Genomic DNA, 17,422 nt, shown 5'->3' with positions numbered 1-17,422 from the left:
GATTCCCTTTTCAGTCCTTGGCGTCGTAGCGGTAGGCGTAGGCGCCGTAGTCGTATGCCGCCGTCGAGGCCTTGCGTTTCACACCGTTGAGAATCGCGCCCTGCAGGTGGATGCCGCTCTGCGCCAGACGCCGCCGCGCGGTGTCGATCTCGCTCGCCGGGCTCTGGCCGAAGCGCGTCACCAGCAGGCAGATGCCGCACAGCCGGCCGACCAGGGCGGCGTCGGTCACGGCGAGCACCGGCGGGGTATCGACTATCACCAGGTCGTACATCGACGAGGCATCGCGCAGCAGCTGGGCGAAGTTGTCGTGCATCAGCAGCTCGGACGGATTCGGCGCGGCGAAACCGCAGGAGATGAAGTCCAGCTCCGGCACCTCGGTGGGCAGGATCACCTCGCTCAGCGGACGGTGCGAACTCAGCGCATCCGACAGGCCGTGGCGCGGCGTCAGGCCGAATACCCGGTGCAGGTAGCCCTTGCGCATGTCGGCATCGATCAGCAGGGTGCGCAGGCCCGATTGCGCAACGATGGCCGCCAGGTTGCTGGAGACGAACGACTTGCCGGCGCCCGGCGCCGGGCTGGTGAGCATCACCACGTTGTTGCGTGCTTCGAGCAGCGCGAAGTGCAGGTTGGTACGCAAGCTGCGGATCGCCTCGTTGGCCAGGTCGCCGGGAGTCGAGGCCGCGAGCAGCTTGGGTGTGTGCCCGAGGATATCGCCCTTGCGCTCCTTCTCCAGGCGCTCCTGCTGCCGCGAGTAGGGAACCGCAGCGAGCACGGAGAGGCCCAGCTGTTCGATCGCCTCGGGATTCTCCACGCCACGGTAGAAGGCCTGGCGCAGGAACAGGATGCCGAGGGCGACGCAGAAGCCGAGCAGCGTGGCGAGCAGCACGATGACCTTGCGCATGGGCTTGGCCGGTTGCTCGACGTTGGCCTGGGCGGTGTCGATCACCCGCACGTTGCCGATGGTGCCGGCGCGGATGATGTCCTGCTCCTGGGCCTTGTTCAGCAGGCTGGTGTAGGTCTGCCGGGTGACCTGCATGTCACGGGACAGGCGCAGCAGTTCCTGCTGGGTGGCCGGCAGGTTCTGGATGCGTTTCTGCAACTGGGCCTTGCGGTCCTCCAGGCTGCCCATCTGCTTGTTCAGTGCCTGGTACAGCGGGTGTGTCGGCGTGTACAGGCGGTCGTACTCGGCACGCTTGAGCTTGAGTTCGGAAAGCTGGTTGTCGATGCCCACTACCTGGTCCAGCACACCGCGGGTCTCGACGCTGATATCGGCGGACTTGGCGGTGGTCTGGTAGGCGTTGTAGGCGTTTTCGGCGCGTTCCAGGTCCAGGCGCACCACCGGCAGCTGCGAGCGCAGGAACTGCAGGCGCTGGGAAGCTTCGGCGGAGCTGCGTTCGACGTTCTGCAGCACGTAGAGGTGGCTGATCTTGTCGAGGATGAGGTCAGCCCGCAGCGGGCTCGGATCTTCCAGGGTCATGTAGATGATCCCCGAGTCCTTGCCGGCCTCGACCACCTTGAGCAGCTTCTGGTAGTTCAGGGTGGTGGTCAGCAGGCGATTCTTGGCCACGATGAACTCGGTGCCGGGGCGCGCCACCAGTTCGTCCACCTCGATGCTGAAGCCCTTTTCCAGTACCGGCTTCTTCAGCTCACCGCGAAGGATCAGCTGGTCGTCGGCGTTGAGCAGGTGGTAGGCGTCGCCGCCATCGGCCACCAGGGTCAGCGGCTCGCCCAGGTACTCCTCGGGCACATCGAGGGAGAACACCTTGATCTGCTCGCCGCCCCAGCCATAGGAGCCCATGCCCAGCCAGGGCGCGGACAGGGCGTCGCCGGCCTCGGGCTTGTAGCGCCGCGCCAGGTAGTCACCGATGAGCGGCAGGTGCTTGGGCTTGGCGACGATATCCAGCTTGAGCAGCTCGACTGCCTTGCCGAGTACCGCGCGGGATTTCAGCAGCTCGATCTCGGTGGCGGCGATGGACACGGAGTCGGGGCGGTTGATCACCTCCGGCGTGCCGTTCAGGCCGTTCTTCTTCTGCTCGATCTGGATCATCGCGCCGGAGACGTAGATCGGTGTGGCGATCACCGCGTAGAAGAGCCCGAGCACGGCGAACAGCCCCGTGACGGCGAGGATCATCTTCTTGTGATCGAACAGCAGGCGCAGCAGGCCGGCAACGTCGATGCGGGTGTCCTGGAGCGTTTCCAGGGACGAGCGGGGCATGACACTCATGGACTTCCATCCTCCATTGAGGTGGCGCGGCTCAGCGCGCCGAAATCGGGTTCAGCCGCTTGAGCAGGTTGGCGCCGTGGTTGCCGATCAGCAGCAGGAAGGCCTGCACCTTGCGCATGGGCGACACGGCGGCCATGGACATCCGGCAGACCTGCATCAGGAAGTACTCGTTGAGCTCCTGGTTTCCCAGACGCTGGTAGTAGCGCGACAGGCAGTAGTAGGTGTGCAGGGTCATCTGCTGCTGCACGCGATCGGCCTGCATGGAGAAGATCCCCCCCTTGTGCACGCGGTAGGCGGCCGGGCGGATTTCCTCGATGAAACGGCCCTTGCCGAAGGCGCCCAGCAGCGACCACCAGCACAGGTCGACCATGCGCGTGGTGCGCAGCTCCTCGGGCATCTCGGTGAGGACATTGCGGAAGCAGGTGGTGAGGGTGGAGATCGGCCGGGCCTTCTGCAGGTCCAGGCGGCTGGCGTCGCGGCGGTACTTGCCGGTGAGCTGCCGGGGCTTGATCACGCCGTCCTCGTTGTAGGTGTAGGCGTCGTGGTAGGTAATTACGTAGTCCGGGTTCTTCTCCAGGAAGTCGACCTGGATCTGCAGCTTGCGCGGGTCGGTCCAGAAGTCGTCGCCCTCGCAGTAGGCGATGTAGCGTCCCCGGCACTTGCGGAACACCGGCAGGCCGTGGGACACGCCCTTGGAGTACTGGTTTTCCTTGTGGAAGATCGGCTTGATGATGTGCGGGTAGCGCGCCGCATAGTCGGCGATCACCTCGCTGGTGCCGTCGGTGGAGGCGTCATCGTTGACCAGCACTTCGATGCGGAAGTCGGTGACCTGCTCCAGGAAGCTGTCCAGCGTGCGGCCGATGTAGTTCACCTGGTTGTAGGCCAGGCAAACGACGCTCAGGAGAGGCTTCGGGTCTTCCGGCCAGTTGGAGAGGATCTGCAGCTCGGAGCGGATATCCATGTCTAGACACTCGGCTTGTGGGACGGTTTGAACAGGCGCAGCAAAGCCGGGGCAGAGCCCGCGCCCACGAGGAACAGGGTGATCAGGCCGCACACGGCCAGCGCCGCCAGCAACATCAGGCGCTCGCCCGAGCGCGCCAGCAGTGCGTAGAAGGGTTCGCTGAGCAGCAGGCCGGCGGCGCTCAGCGCGGCGATCTGCAGGGTGTCGCGCAGCCACGGGCCATGCAGGCCGGGAGCGAAAGCGTGGTGCACGATCGCCGGCCAGATCAGGAACGACACCAGGCGCAGGCCGAACCAGCACAGCGCCACGCCGAGCACGCCGTAGAGGTAGGCGCTGGCGATCACCAGCGGCACGGTCACCAGCGTGGAGATGACGGTGTACCAGACGTGCATGCGCAGCAGGCCGTGGGCGTACTGCAGGTAGAACTGGAAGCTGGCCACCGCCAGCAGGCCTGAGCCGAGTACGTACCAGGCCAGGATCGGCCGGCACCAACTGGCGGCCACGGCATCGCCGCTCCAGGCCAGAACCAGGTCATGACCATGAGCGGCGATCACCGCGACCATCGGGAACAGCAGCACGCAGACGAAACGGTTCGCCTTCAGATAGAGCTGCTGCATGTCTTCGTGGCGTTGTTCGGCGACCAGCACGGTCATGCGCGGCAGCAGCGACTGCGCCAGCGGATTGACCAGTGTGAGGACGCCGCCGGAAATCAGCGCCACCAGGGAGAAGTAACCGTACTGCTGCAATGGCAGCAGGTTCGACAGCAGGACCTTGTCCAGCTGGGTGAGCACGATCCACAGGCAGGAGGTGAAGGACATGCCCAGGGCGAAGGGCAGCACCGGGCGCACCGTGTCCCAGCAGAAGCGCGTCAGCACGCGCACGTCCATCCACAGGTAGGCCTTGCCGCCCAGCAGCAGCGCCTCGATCAGCGACACCGCGACCTGGAACTGGAAGAACACCAGCGGGTCCTGGCTGACCTGCGCCACCAGCAGCAGGCCGCCGAAGTAGCGCAAGGTGGTGATGAACACGTTCACCGCGTTGATGAAGCCGTGCAGCTCCTGCCCCTGCAGCGCGCTGCGGTAAAGGGTGGCGTACAGCCGCAGGGCCACCAGCAGGCCCATCAGGCTGATGCACTGCGCCACCAGCTCGGGCGAGAGCTGCTGCACGTTGAGCCACTGCCCGGCGATCCAGTTGCTGCCGCCCCAGACCGCCAGGCTGCTGAGGACGGTCAGCGGCAGCAGGATCAGTTCGAAGGAACGCAGCAGGCGGGCCTGGTGCTGGTCTTCGCCACTGAGGCCGCGGCCGTGGGCAACCTGGCGCACCAGCGCCGGCGACAGGCCCATGTCCAGCAACAGCAGCCAGCTCTGCAGCACCGCGAAGAAGCCGATCAGGCCGTAGGCCTCGGCCCCGAGATGGCCGAGGTAGAACGGCTGGATCAGGATGCCGATGACGATGGCGTACGCCTGCCCTGCGTAATTGATCAGGGTGTTGCGGACCATCGACAGCGAGCGTGCGGTGCGCATGATCGTCCCCTTACACCGCGACGGCGACGCGGCCGCTTTCCAGCAGCAGCACCTGGATCACCGCGCGCTGGATCTCCTGCGGCAGGCCCGGGTACAGCGGCAGACAGAGGATGCGCTGGCTCAGCTCGCGGGACAGCACTTGCGGCACCTGCGGGGCGAGGTAGTCGAGGGTATCCAGCGACGGGTAGAAGTACCGCCGCGGGTTGACCCCGATCTCGTTCAGCGCGGCGCGTACGCGCAAAACCTGGGCTTCGTCGCGCAAGCCGATGGGGTAGTAGCTGTTGTTCAGCCGGGCATGACTTTCGGTGACCTGCAGGTCGTAGTAGCCGCTGAGCGACGCGGTGTAGCGGGCGGCAATCTCCTCGCGCTGGGCGAGGATGTCGTCGATCTCGTCGAGCACGCACAGGCCCATGGCGGCGGAGAACTCGTTGAGCTTGGCGTTGATCCCCAGGCCGACGATCTGGTCGACGCCGGCGATGCCGAAGTTGCACATCAGGCGGATCTGCTTCGCCAGCTCGTCATCGGAGGTGACGATGGCGCCGCCCTCGATGGTGTGGAACAGCTTGGTGGCATGGAAGCTCAGGGTGGTGGCGTCACCCCAGGCCAGCACCGAACGGTCGCGGTAGCGCGAACCGAAGGCGTGGGCGCCGTCGTAGATCACTTTCAACTGGTTGCGCTGGGCCACCGCCTGAATATCCTCCACCGCACAGGGATTACCGAACACGTGGGTGGCGACGATGGCGGTGGTATCCGGCGCAAGGCTGGCTTCGATGCGCGCAGGGTCGAGGTTCCAGGTCCGCGCATCGATGTCGGCGAAGCGCGGGCGGATGCTCTCCCACTGCAGCGTGCTGCTGGTCGCAACGAAGCTGAAGGGGGTGGTCACGGCACTGCCGGTCACGCCCAGGGCGCGGTAGGCCACTTGCAGGGCGATGGTGCCGTTGTTGGTCAGAATCACATGGCGAACGCCGAAGTAGTCCTGCAGGCGCTCTTCCAGTTCCGTGACGAAGGGGCCGTGGTTGGTGATCCAGCCGGAGGCATAGATCTGTTCCACGTAGGCCTTGAACTTGTCCAGGTTGCCCAGGTAGGTCTTGGTCACATTGATCACGGTCGCATCCCTCAGTTGGATGGAAAGTCCTTTAGCTGTCGGGCCGGCGCGCCGCTCAACCCAACGCTGACAGCGCGAAGGGCGCGTCGTCCATGCCGGACTCCATGGGGTGCGCCGCTTGCGGCGCGCGGTTGGCCAGGTGCTCCTGCAGGGCCTCGATGACCCGGCCGCTGGCGTCGTTGTGGAACTGCCAGACGCCGTAGATGCGACTGTCGAAGGAGCGCTCGCTGCCCAGCATCGGGTTCGCCGCAAGACCGGAGCCCAGGCCGAAGCTGTAGAGCCCGGGGATCGGCCGGCCGGTGTGGTCGCGCAGGCAGCCGGCGGCATCGGAATCCAGCCCGCCCTTGCTCTCGCGCACTTGCAGCGGCTCGCCGTTGGCGCGGCGCAAGGCCGGCAGGCACGGCTGGTAGCCGATGGCCTGGACAAACACACCATCGTCGCTGCAGCACTGCTCCAGGCGCTCGCGCACGGCGGGTGAGCGATCTTCCAGGCACAGCAGCTCGACCTTCACCCGGGTGCCACTGACCACGCCGTTGGAGAGCACGTCGGTGCCGACCTGGTGGGCGCGGTAGCGCAGGCCGCCGGAGCGGTTGACCCGACCGGACACCGGGCAGACATCCATGCCCTCGTCCACCACGTAGCCGGCGGCGCGAGCTTCCTCGACGCTCTCGAAGAACAGGCGGATCGGCGCACGGTGCAGCAGGGTGATCTGCTCGAGGCCCAGGCAGTCCAGGGCACAGGCGAGGTTGTCGAGGATCGAGAAGGCGCTGTGGGAACCACCCACCACGGTGAAGCGGGTGCCCGGAGTCACCCGGTCGCCGAACAGCTCCACCAGTTCGGCGGCGTTCAGGCTCAGCAGCGCATCGGAGGAGTAGACCGTCGGGCCGTCATGGGACAGGTGCAGGTCCTGCTCGGCCAGGCTCCAGTTCAGGTACTCGCGGTTCTGCCGGCCGCCCAGGTTCATCACCAGCGAGCCTGCGTCGATCTGCGCGGTGTGGGAGCCGCTGCGCAGCGCCAGCTGGAAGCTGCCGTCGTCCAGTGCGGTGATCTTTTCGATACGCGTACCCAGCGCCACTTCGACACCCAGGTGCTCGGTGACGTAGCGCATGAACAGCGTCGAGGCATGCGCCAGCAACTCGCCCACCTGGGTGAGCATCGGCGCGCCGTGGGGATCGTTCTGCAGGGCGCGAAACGCCTGGGAATGCGCCAGCGGCGCAAAGATGGGCAACAACGCCGGATCGCGCAGACAGTCGAGGAACACATCGCCCACCGAGTTGGCGGTGATGTGGTAATCCCCCAACCGGCCACGGCCGACCGCCAGTGCAGCGTCCACGACCAGCAGGCCATCACGGGCGAGGCTCGCCAGCGCGCCGGTCTTGTAGGCGTTGAACAGGAAGCCCATGCCTGCCGGGCCGGCGCCGCCGACCACACAGGCATAGTTGGAACGAAGCGATTGCTCGGCCATCAGCCTTGACTCCCAGCGCGGCGGGGCGCGCGGCTCTCGTGAGGCCGGCGCTGTCGGCCGGCAGGGTGGCAGCGTTCGCGCCGGTATTCCGTCACTCTCGGCGCAGCCGCCGTCGCGCAGGCCCTCTTCAGGAAGGTCGCGGGAGTCAGTTCGGAATGGATGGCGAACGGCTGCGGAAGAACGTCGGCACGGCGCCGAAATTGCTGTTTCAGAAATGAAACGAATGCTGTCTGGCGCGGCTTAATTGCACGGGAAAGTTCATTTTTGTTACACCACAAGCGACCTCTTGAGAGAGGGGCATAACAAAATTTCGAACTAACGAAATCAGTTCGACTAAACTTTTTATTAACGCCTCGGGGATTGGCGTCAAACTTCCGCAGTTTCATCAGCGAAACACTTCCCGCCCGGGAAGCGCCGCTCTTTTTGCTTGTTTCGACGGCACTGAAAGTTCCGTCGTTTTCCATTGTTTCAGCGGCCATCGTCACTCACTCCAGTCCAGGAGGTGCTCTACGCCGGGCCAAATGAAAAGTTCGAAGACAAGGCTACCGCCCGAGTTCGAATGACCCGATTCGATTAACGACAATCAACTGTTCGTCCCTGGAGTGGCCGTTACTTTTCACTGGGCAAAGCTACCGCCCTTCGGCCAAGTTCCGAAAATCTGGAAAAACAAAAAGCAAAAATCCATCGCGCATCCGCAGCTAGGTGCTGACGGAAGTTGTCAGGCAGCGATAGGAAAGTGACAGGAAGAAGAGGTGGCAGAATCTTCCGTGACACACTGCTCGTGCGACTGCTCCCTGAGGTGTCTCATCCAGACACCACACGATATTGCTATGTGGATAGTAATAGTGGGGGGGGTGAAGGCATGTCAATGTAGGAAGCGATCCTACGTCAGGATTCCGACAAAAGGCAAATCAAGGTTTATAACTCATTGATTTACAAGGCGTCATAAACCCGACACAGGCCTTTTGACAGCAGAAACATACACCCATGCATCTGCGGCACGGCATTAGTCGGAAAGTATTAATACTGCCGCTGCAACGGCGCGGAGTGTTTCATCCCTGAACAATGCGGTCCTTGCCGGCGCGCTTCGCCTGATACAGGGCCGCGTCGGAACGGCTGTAGAGCGCGGAAAGATTCTGGTCATCGGGCTGTAGCAGAGTCAGCCCCTGGCTGATGGTGACGCTGAAGAAATGCTCGGCCTCGTTGAAGCGCAGACGCTGCACTTCCCGCTGAAGGCGCTCGCCGATCTGCCGTGCCATGTTCTCGTCGCAACCGGGCAGCAGCACGGCGAATTCCTCGCCGCCGATACGGCCGAACAGATCGCCGCGGCGCAATGCGCCAGCGCCGCTCTGGGCGATGCGTTGCAGGACCACGTCACCGACCTGGTGGCCATAGAGGTCGTTGATCTTCTTGAAGTCGTCCACATCCAGCAGCAGGAACGCCAGCGGCGTGGAGGTCGCCTTGCAGTCACGGAAGGCCTGCTCGGCGCTGTCGAAGAAGTAGCGGCGGTTGCTGCTCTGGGTCAGCACGTCGGTGGTGGCCAGGCGGTGCAGCTCGGTTTCCAGGTGCTTCTTGTCGGTGATGTCCTCGGCGATGCCGACGATCATCAGCGGCAGGCCGGCGTCGCTGTGCTGGCTGACGAAGCATTTGTCGCTGAGCCAGCGCACTTCGCCATCGGCGCGCAGGATGCGGTATTCGCGCTGCTCGATGGCACCGCGCTGCAGCACTTCCTGCAGGGTGCTCTGGGCGTAGTCCAAGTCATCGGGATAGATGCAGTTGCGCCACTCGTTGTAGTCCGCCAGCAGCAGCGCGGCGGAGCGGCCGAAGATGCGCTCGTACGCCGGGCTGACATAGACCATGCGCTGGGCCTGCCAGTCGAAGGCCCAGAGTACCGAGTTCACGCTCGCCAGCAGCGCGCTGAAGAGCTGCTCGCGCTCTTTCAGGCGCGTCACCTCGGCGCGACTGTGCAGCAAAGCCAGCAAGGCCTCTTCCTGATCGGCCGGCAATTTATTCTCATCCATGTATCAGCGTCCTCCCGCTCATTGACCGGGGCTATGACCGCAAACTACGCCAGGCTGCTGCAAATTAAACGAAAAGCCCGCCGAACGGCGGGCTTTTCTTGAGACGCATCTCTCAACGTCCTAGGACGCTTCCGCCATTCAGACGGCCGGGCGCAGGGAGTAGGTCTTCAGTTGCTCGGCGAACTCGCGCAGGGACTGGATGCCACTGGCTTCCGCCTCGTGCACCCACTGCTTGATCGCGGCGAGCATGTCGTGGCCGTTGGCGCTGGTTTTCACCCAGATCTGCTGCAGGGCCAGGCGCTTCTCGTAGATCACCTGCAGGGACTGGCTCTGCGCGAGCAGGTCCTGGATGCGCGCATGGTGGCGCTCTTCCAGCAGGCTGGTTTCACGCGAGAGCAGGCGCTTGGCGCGGCGGAACAGGTGGCGCACCGACTCGTCGGCCTTGGCCAGTTCCTGCTTCACCAGCGGGCCGATCACCAGCTTGCGGTACTGGGCCATGATCTGGAATCGGTTGTTGAGGATGGCCATGGCGGTATCCATGTCCAGGTTGCCCTTGCCTTCCACGCGGTGCGCGATGGGTGCCACGCGGGCCACCTTGGCCAGGCGCAGGAAGCTGAACACCTTGATCCAGGCCCAGCCCAGGTCGAACTCCCACTTCTTCACCGACAGCTTAGCCGAGTTCGGGTAGGTGTGGTGGTTGTTGTGCAGCTCCTCGCCGCCGATCAGGATGCCCCAGGGCACCAGGTTGGTGGCAGCGTCGCGGCATTCGAAGTTGCGGTAGCCGACGGCATGGCCCAGTCCGTTGATGACGCCGGCGGCCCAGACGGGGATCCACATCATCTGCACGGCCCAGACGGTCATGCCGAGCACGCCGAACAGGGCGAGGTCGATGATCGCCATCAGCACGATGCCGCCGATGGGGTAGCGCGAGTAGACGTTGCGCTCGATCCAGTCTTCCGGGCAGTTCTTGCCGTAGATACGCAGGGTGTCGGCGTTCTCCGCCTCCTTGCGATACAGCTCGGCGCCGGTGCGCAGCACGGTGCCCAGGCCCTTGTACACCGGGCTGTGCGGGTCCTCGGCGGTTTCGCACTTGGCGTGGTGCTTGCGGTGGATGGCGGTCCACTCACGGGTGTTCATGGCCGTGGTCATCCACAGCCAGAAACGAAAGAAATGCTGCAGCGCCGGATGCAGTTCGAGCGCGCGGTGCGCCGAGTAGCGGTGCAGATAGACGGTGACGCTGACGATGGTGATATGCGTCAGGACCAGGGTGACTGCCACCAGTTGCCACGGCGACAGGTCAAGGAAACCGTTGTACCACATAGGCGATACTGTACCTCGGAAGGGGGTAGAGCGACGCCCAGCTGGGCGTGCTGTACCGGGAAAAGACAGCCGCATTATCACCAAGCAGGTCCGGATTACCATCCGGTCTTTTAGATACGAATGTGGCCACGTGGCCATCATTTATACTGCACAGCCAATAAATCCAACCCACTACCGCATGAATCCACGCCTCAGCGCCCTGCGCATCAGCTTTCTATACCTGGTCGCCGCCACCCTCTGGGTCTGGCTGAGTGACCAGTGGTTACAAAATGTCCTGCTCGACCCCGCCTCGCTGGCGCGGGCGATGGAGCTGAAGAAGTACGGATTCCTCGCGGTCACCTTCCTCATGCTGTTCTTCCTGCTCTGGCGGCACTTTCGCCAGCAGTACGCCGCCTTCGCCGCGCTGGCCGACAAGGAGCAACGCCTGAGCCGTGCCTTCGCGGTGGTCGAGGACGGCATCTGGGACTGGGATCTGGAAACCCAGCGCGTCCACTACTCCTCCGGCTACGCCAACCTGCTCGGCCTGCCCCTGGAGCACCTGAGCGATGACCTGCTGCTGTGGGAAAACCGCCTGCACCCGGAAGACCGCGCACGCGTCCTGGCGCTCCACCAGGATTGCCTCCAGGGCCTGCGCACGCGCCTGGAGTGCGTCTACCGCATCCGCCACAGCGACGACACCTATCGCTGGGTACACAGCAGCGGTCGCCTGACCCGCGGCGAGGACGGCCGCCCGCTGCGCCTGACCGGCGTCAACCGCGACATCACCCACCAGCGCAGCAACGAAGACCACCTGCGCCAGGCCGCCGCCGTGTTCGAGGCGACACAGGAAGGCCTGCTGGTGACCGACGCGCGCGGGGTGATCGTGCACATCAACCCGTCCTTCTCGCGCATCACCGGCTACAGCGCCGAGGACGTGCTCGGCGGCCAGCCCTCTCTGCTCAAGTCGGGTCGTCAGGACGCCGCCTTCTACCAGCGCATGTGGAGCGCCCTGCACGAGAACGGCGTGTGGAGCGGCGAGATCTGGAACCGCCGCAAGAGTGGCGAGGTGTACCCGCAGTGGCAGCACATCCGCGCCGTGCGTAACGACGAGGGGGAACTGACCCACTACGTCGCGGTGTTCTCCGACCTCAGCAGCCTCAAGCGTTCGCAGCACGAACTGGACTTCCTCGCCCACCATGACCCACTCACTGGCCTGCCCAACCGCCTGCTGCTGCGCGAACGCATCGAACAGGCACTGGCCCGCGCCGAGCGCGAACAGGGCGGCGGCGCGCTGCTGAGCATCGACCTGGACCACTTCAAGCACATCAACGACAGCCTCGGCCACAACATCGGCGACCTGCTGATCCGCGCGGTGGCCGAGCGCCTGGAAAACTGCCTGGACGAACGCTGCTCCCTGGCGCGCCTGGGCGGCGACGAGTTCGCCGTGGTCCTCGAAAGCCAGCAGCCGCACCATGCCAGCAGCCTGGCCCAGCGCCTGCTGGAAGCGATGAGCGCGCCCTTCGAGGTCAACGAGCAGGTCATCTACATGTCGGTGAGCCTGGGCGTCAGCCTGTTCCCCGAGGATGCGCGCAACGTCGATCACCTGATGCAGCACGCCGACGCCGCGCTGTTCCAGGCCAAGGCCAGCGGGCGCAACCTCTACGCTTTCTATACCCCCGAGCTGACCGCCCGCGCGCGCTCCCACGTACAGGTGGAATCGGCGCTGCGCCACGCGCTGGACCACGACGAACTGCGCCTGTACTTCCAACCTGTGCACGACCTTGCCAGCGGCCGCATGGTCGGCGTCGAGTCACTGGTTCGCTGGCAGCATCCGCAACACGGGCTGATCGCCCCCGGCGAGTTCATCCCGGTGGCCGAGGAAAGCGGCCTGATCACCGCCATCGACGCCTGGGTGCTGGATCAGGCCTGCCGGCAGATGCGCCAATGGCTGGACGCGGGCATCGGCCTGGACTTTATCGCGGTCAACGTCTCCAGCCGGTTGTTCGGTCGCGGCGGCCTGGAAGAGCGCGTGGCCATGGCCCTGGAGCAGAGCGGGCTGGAACCGCATCACCTGGAGCTGGAAGTCACCGAAAGCGCCGTGATGGAGAACTTCGACCAGGCGCTGGAACTGCTCTGCCAGCTGCGCCTGCTGGGCGTGCACCTGGCCATCGACGACTTCGGCACCGGCTACTCCTCCCTGATGCGCCTCAAGCGCATGCCGGTGCACAAGCTGAAGATCGACCAGGGCTTCGTCGCCGGCCTGCCGGACGAATCCGAAGACGCCGCCATCGCCTGCGCGGTGATCGCCCTGGGTCAGAGCATGGGCCTGCAGGTGGTCGCCGAAGGCATCGAACGGCCCGACCAGGCCGCCTTCCTCCTCACCCACGCCTGCGATTTTGGCCAGGGCTACTGGTACGGCGCACCGCAGCCGGCCACCGAGCTGCTGGCACAATTACCGCGCGACCCCGCATGAAATCGCGCTAAAAACTTTCGGATATATAAAAATTCTTAAACAGTATTTTTAAGAATATCCAGCTCCTGCCTAAGATGCGCTCACACCGCACGCGCCGTAGGTGAAACGGCCGGTGGTAAACCCACTAGGAGCAGATACCCATGAGCGCAACCCTCCGTAGCCTGGACGGCCAGGACGAAGCCAACATCCTGCGTGAAGTGCAGAGCGCCCTGCGTGGCCTGCGTTTCGGCGCCGTCGAGATCACCGTGCACAACGGCCAGGTCGTGCAAATCGAGCGCAAGGAAAAATTCCGCCTGCAGCAGAGCCCCGGCAAACCTGCCTGAGCCAACGCGCCCCTTTATCAAGGGGCATGACTGGACCACCGGAGCGTCGCCATGACCACCCTGCCCCACCGGTACTGCAGCAGCCAGCCACGAATGCGTGGCTGAGATCGCCCCCCGAAAGACCCTGCCAAACAAACATAAAGAACTGCATTTTTTCAGGAGCTGCACATGTCCATCCGCCGTTTCGCCCTGGCCGCCCTCGCCAGCGCCCTCATCGCCGGCCCCGTATCCGCCGCGACCCAACTGCTCAACGTTTCCTACGACCCGACCCGCGAGCTGTACCAGGCCTACAACGCCGCCTTCATCAAGCACTGGAAGGCCCAGGGCGGTGACGACCTGACCGTGCAGCAATCCCACGGTGGCTCGGGCAAGCAGGCCCGCGCCGTGATCGACGGCCTGAAGGCCGACGTGGTGACCCTGGCCCTGGCCGGCGACATCGACGAACTGAACAAGCTGGGCAAACTGCTGCCCGCCGACTGGCAGGCCCGCCTGCCCGACAACAGCACCCCCTACACCTCGACCATCGTGTTCCTGGTGCGCAAGGGCAACCCCAAGGGCATCAAGGACTGGGCCGACCTGACCAAGCAGGGCGTGGAAGTCATCACCCCGAACCCGAAGACCTCCGGCGGCGCCCGCTGGAACTTCCTGGCCGCCTGGGCCTGGGCGAAGAAGGAATACGGTAGCGACGAGAAAGCCCAGGAATACGTGCAGAACCTGTACAAGCACGTTCCGGTTCTGGACACTGGCGCCCGCGGTTCGACCATCACCTTCGTCAACAACAACATTGGCGACGTGCTGCTGGCCTGGGAAAACGAAGCCTTCCTGGCCAAGAAGGAACAGGGCGGCGAGAACTTCGAGATCGTCGTTCCGTCCGTGTCCATCCTCGCCGAGCCCCCGGTGGCCGTGGTCGACAAGACCGTCGACAAGAAAGGCACCCGCAAGGTCGCCGAGGAATACCTGAAGTACCTGTACAGCGAAGAAGGCCAGCGCATCGCCGCGCAGAACTTCTACCGCCCGCGTGATGCCAAGGTCGCTGCCGAGTTCGCCAACCAGTTCCCGAAACTCAACCTGGTGACCATCGACAAGGACTTCGGCGGCTGGAAAGTCGCGCAGCCCAAGTTCTTCAACGACGGCGGCATCTTCGACAAGATCTACCAGGCGCAGTGATGCGCCACCCGCCCGGCCTTGCGCCGGGCGGCCCGATCCGTGCGGGCCGGTGCACAGCCCGTACGGAAGGAAAACCCCCGCCCCATGGCGGGGGCTCAACGCGTTCACGAGAAAGGACAGACAATGTCGCGACGCATCTCCCCGGTCATACCCGGCTTCGGGCTGACTCTGGGCTACACCCTGGTGTATCTCAGCCTGTTGGTGCTGATTCCGCTGGGGGCCATGTTCCTCAAGACGACCCAGCTCTCCTGGGATCAGTTCTGGACCATCATCACCGCGCCGCGAGTCATCGCCGCGCTCAAGCTGAGCTTCGGTACCGCGCTGATCGCCGCCCTGATCAACGGCGTGATCGGCACCCTGCTGGCCTGGGTGCTGGTGCGCTACCGCTTCCCGGGGCGCAAGATCATCGACGCGATGATCGACCTGCCCTTCGCCCTGCCCACCGCCGTGGCCGGCATTGCGCTCACCGCGTTGTACGCCCCCAACGGCCTGGTCGGGCGCTTCGCCACCGAGATCGGCCTGAAGATCGCCTACACCCCGCTGGGCATCACCCTGGCGCTGACCTTCGTGGTGCTGCCCTTCGTGGTGCGCACGGTGCAACCGGTGCTGGCCGATATTCCGCGTGAAGTCGAAGAGGCCGCCGCCTGCCTGGGCGCCAAGCCGCTGCAGGTATTCCGCCACGTGCTGCTGCCGGCGTTGCTGCCCGCCTGGTTGACCGGCTTCGCCCTGGCCTTCGCCCGCGGTGTCGGCGAGTACGGCTCGGTGATCTTCATCGCCGGCAACATGCCGATGAAGACCGAGATCCTGCCGCTGCTGATCATGGTCAAGCTGGACCAGTACGACTACACCGGCGCCACCGCCATCGGCGTGCTGATGCTGGTCGTCGCCTTCGTCCTGCTGCTGCTGATCAACCTGCTGCAGCGCCGCATCGAAACGCCTTGAGGAGCGCGCCATGAGTACCGCAAGCCTTTCCGCCGCGGCCGCTGCCAACGCTGCTCGCCGGGGTAATGTCTGGGGCCGCCGCGCCCTGATCGCGCTGGCCTGGCTGGCCTTCGCGCTGTTCCTGCTGCTGCCGCTGTTCGTGGTGCTGAGCGAGGCGCTGAAGCAGGGCTTTGGCACCTTCTTCGAGGCCATCCTGGAACCCGACGCGCTGGCCGCGCTGAAGCTGACGCTGATCGCCGTGGGCATTTCGGTGCCGCTGAACCTGGTGTTCGGCGTCGCCGCCGCCTGGTGCGTGACCAAGTTCGAGTTCCCCGGCAAGAGCATCCTGGTGACCCTGATCGACCTGCCGTTCTCGGTCTCCCCGGTGATCGCCGGCCTGATCTACGTGCTGCTGTTCGGCGCCCAGGGCTATTTCGGCGAGTGGCTGTCGGACCACGACATCCAGATCGTCTTCGCCGTCCCCGGCATCGTCCTGGCCACCCTCTTCGTCACCTTCCCCTTCGTCGCCCGCGAACTGATCCCGCTGATGCAGGAACAGGGCACGCAGGAAGAAGAGGCGGCGCGCCTGCTCGGCGCCAACGGCTGGCAGATGTTCTGGCACGTGACCCTGCCGAACATCAAATGGGGCCTGATCTACGGCGTGGTGCTCTGCACCGCGCGGGCCATGGGCGAGTTCGGCGCGGTGTCGGTGGTCTCCGGGCACATCCGCGGCGTCACCAACACCCTGCCGCTGCACGTCGAAATCCTCTACAACGAGTACAACCACGTCGCCGCTTTCAGCGTTGCCACCCTGTTGCTGCTGATGGCCCTCGTCATCCTGCTGCTCAAGCAGTGGAGCGAGTCGCGCCTGTCCCGCACCAAAGTCAAAGCTGACGATGAATAAGTGAGAGCCACGCCATGAGCATCGAGATCCGTAACGTCAGCAAGAACTTCAACGCCTTCAAGGCGCTGAACGACATCAACCTGGATATCCACAGCGGCGAGCTGGTCGCCCTGCTCGGCCCGTCCGGCTGCGGCAAGACCACCCTGCTGCGCATCATCGCCGGCCTGGAAACCCCGGACGTGGGCAACATCGTGTTCCACGGCGAGGACGTCTCGCAGCACGACGTGCGCGATCGCAACGTCGGCTTCGTGTTCCAGCACTACGCGCTGTTCCGCCACATGACGGTGTTCGACAACGTCGCCTTCGGCCTGCGCATGAAGCCGAAGAAGGAACGCCCGAGCGAAGCGCGCATCGCCGAGAAGGTCCACGAGCTGCTGAACATGGTGCAGCTGGACTGGCTGTCCGACCGCTACCCGGAGCAGCTCTCCGGCGGCCAGCGCCAGCGTATCGCCCTGGCCCGCGCCCTGGCGGTGGAGCCGAAGATCCTGCTGCTCGACGAGCCCTTCGGCGCCCTCGACGCCAAGGTGCGCAAGGAGCTGCGCCGCTGGCTGGCGCGCCTGCACGAGGAGATCAACCTGACCTCCGTGTTCGTCACCCACGACCAGGAAGAAGCGATGGAAGTCGCCGACCGCATCGTGGTGATGAACAAGGGCGTGATCGAGCAGATCGGCTCGCCGGGCGAGGTCTACGAGAACCCGGCCAGCGACTTCGTCTACCACTTCCTCGGCGACTCCAACCGCCTGCACATCGGCGGTGACGAGCACGTGCTGTTCCGTCCGCACGAGATCTCGCTGTCGCGCTCCGAAGTGGCCGAGCACCGCGCCGCCGAAGTCCGCGACATCCGTCCGCTGGGCGCGATCACCCGCGTGACCCTCAAGGTCGACGGCCAGGACGAGCTGATCGAGGCCGAAGTGGTGAAGGACCACGACAGCCTGACCGGCCTCGCCCGCGGCGAAACGCTGTACTTCAAGCCGAAGGCGTACCAGCCGGTGGCCAACATCTGACCCCGAGAGGCACCTGTAGGAGCGGGCCATGC

Annotated in this window: 13 protein-coding genes; 6 read left to right on the top strand and 7 right to left on the bottom strand. The window is 64.8% G+C overall.

Annotation, left to right across the window (positions count from 1 at the left end; translation table 11 throughout):
• Positions 1–10 precede the first annotated feature (10 nt).
• The 7 genes from UB43_RS22245 to desA all read right to left on the bottom strand — a co-directional run bounded on the left by UB43_RS22245 (position 11) and on the right by desA (position 10,619).
• The gene (locus UB43_RS22245; protein WP_045215495.1) at positions 11–2,224 is read right to left on the bottom strand and encodes a polysaccharide biosynthesis tyrosine autokinase; all 2,214 of its coding nucleotides are present in this window, start codon (positions 2,222–2,224) and stop codon (positions 11–13) included.
• A gap of 31 nt (positions 2,225–2,255) precedes the next feature.
• Complete coding sequence (locus UB43_RS22240; protein WP_045215493.1) at positions 2,256–3,185, bottom strand: glycosyltransferase; 930 nt, start codon at positions 3,183–3,185, stop codon at positions 2,256–2,258.
• A 2-nt stretch (positions 3,186–3,187) separates the two neighbouring features.
• On the bottom strand, positions 3,188–4,708 hold the full coding sequence (locus UB43_RS22235; RefSeq protein WP_045215490.1) for a lipopolysaccharide biosynthesis protein: 1,521 nt from the start codon (positions 4,706–4,708) through the stop codon (positions 3,188–3,190).
• A gap of 10 nt (positions 4,709–4,718) precedes the next feature.
• The gene (locus UB43_RS22230) at positions 4,719–5,813 is read right to left on the bottom strand and encodes a DegT/DnrJ/EryC1/StrS aminotransferase family protein (RefSeq protein ID WP_045215487.1); all 1,095 of its coding nucleotides are present in this window, start codon (positions 5,811–5,813) and stop codon (positions 4,719–4,721) included.
• A gap of 55 nt (positions 5,814–5,868) precedes the next feature.
• Positions 5,869–7,278 carry a hypothetical protein gene (locus UB43_RS22225; protein WP_045215485.1) on the bottom strand — a complete coding sequence of 470 codons (1,410 nt, stop codon included), beginning with the start codon at positions 7,276–7,278 and terminating at the stop codon, positions 5,869–5,871.
• 1,052 nt (positions 7,279–8,330) lie between these two features.
• A complete protein-coding gene (locus tag UB43_RS22220) occupies positions 8,331–9,299 on the bottom strand; it encodes a sensor domain-containing diguanylate cyclase (RefSeq protein ID WP_045215483.1) in 969 nt (322 codons plus the stop codon).
• A gap of 138 nt (positions 9,300–9,437) precedes the next feature.
• Entirely contained in the window at positions 9,438–10,619 is a 1,182-nt protein-coding gene (gene desA / locus UB43_RS22215) for a delta-9 fatty acid desaturase DesA (RefSeq protein WP_045215480.1), read from the bottom strand.
• Between the two features lie 178 nt (positions 10,620–10,797).
• Here desA and UB43_RS22210 point away from each other — a divergent pair, with 178 nt between their 5' ends.
• The 6 genes from UB43_RS22210 (at position 10,798) to UB43_RS22185 (ending at position 17,390) form a co-directional block, all read left to right on the top strand.
• Positions 10,798–13,071, top strand: a complete 2,274-nt coding sequence (locus tag UB43_RS22210; RefSeq protein WP_045215478.1) for a bifunctional diguanylate cyclase/phosphodiesterase — start codon at positions 10,798–10,800, stop codon at positions 13,069–13,071.
• Positions 13,072–13,211: 140 nt separating this feature from the next.
• Positions 13,212–13,394, top strand: coding sequence for a sulfur starvation response protein OscA (gene oscA, locus UB43_RS22205; protein WP_017520779.1), 183 nt, complete (start codon positions 13,212–13,214; stop codon positions 13,392–13,394).
• A 168-nt stretch (positions 13,395–13,562) separates the two neighbouring features.
• On the top strand, positions 13,563–14,561 hold the full coding sequence (locus UB43_RS22200) for a sulfate ABC transporter substrate-binding protein (protein WP_045215475.1): 999 nt from the start codon (positions 13,563–13,565) through the stop codon (positions 14,559–14,561).
• A 123-nt stretch (positions 14,562–14,684) separates the two neighbouring features.
• Entirely contained in the window at positions 14,685–15,503 is an 819-nt protein-coding gene (cysT, locus tag UB43_RS22195) for a sulfate ABC transporter permease subunit CysT (protein ID WP_017520777.1), read from the top strand.
• A 10-nt stretch (positions 15,504–15,513) separates the two neighbouring features.
• Positions 15,514–16,386: a sulfate ABC transporter permease subunit CysW gene (cysW, locus tag UB43_RS22190; protein WP_045215472.1), complete on the top strand. Its 873-nt coding sequence runs from the start codon at positions 15,514–15,516 to the stop codon at positions 16,384–16,386.
• A gap of 14 nt (positions 16,387–16,400) precedes the next feature.
• The gene (locus tag UB43_RS22185; RefSeq protein ID WP_045215470.1) at positions 16,401–17,390 is read left to right on the top strand and encodes a sulfate/molybdate ABC transporter ATP-binding protein; all 990 of its coding nucleotides are present in this window, start codon (positions 16,401–16,403) and stop codon (positions 17,388–17,390) included.
• Positions 17,391–17,422 lie beyond the last annotated feature (32 nt).

Origin of the sequence: Pseudomonas sp. 21, from assembly GCF_000955805.1 — a bacterium.
Taxonomy (GTDB): Bacteria; Pseudomonadota; Gammaproteobacteria; order Pseudomonadales; family Pseudomonadaceae; genus Pseudomonas.
Note: the sequence above shows the minus strand (reverse complement) of the source record. Positions and strands in the feature narration are given on the sequence as shown.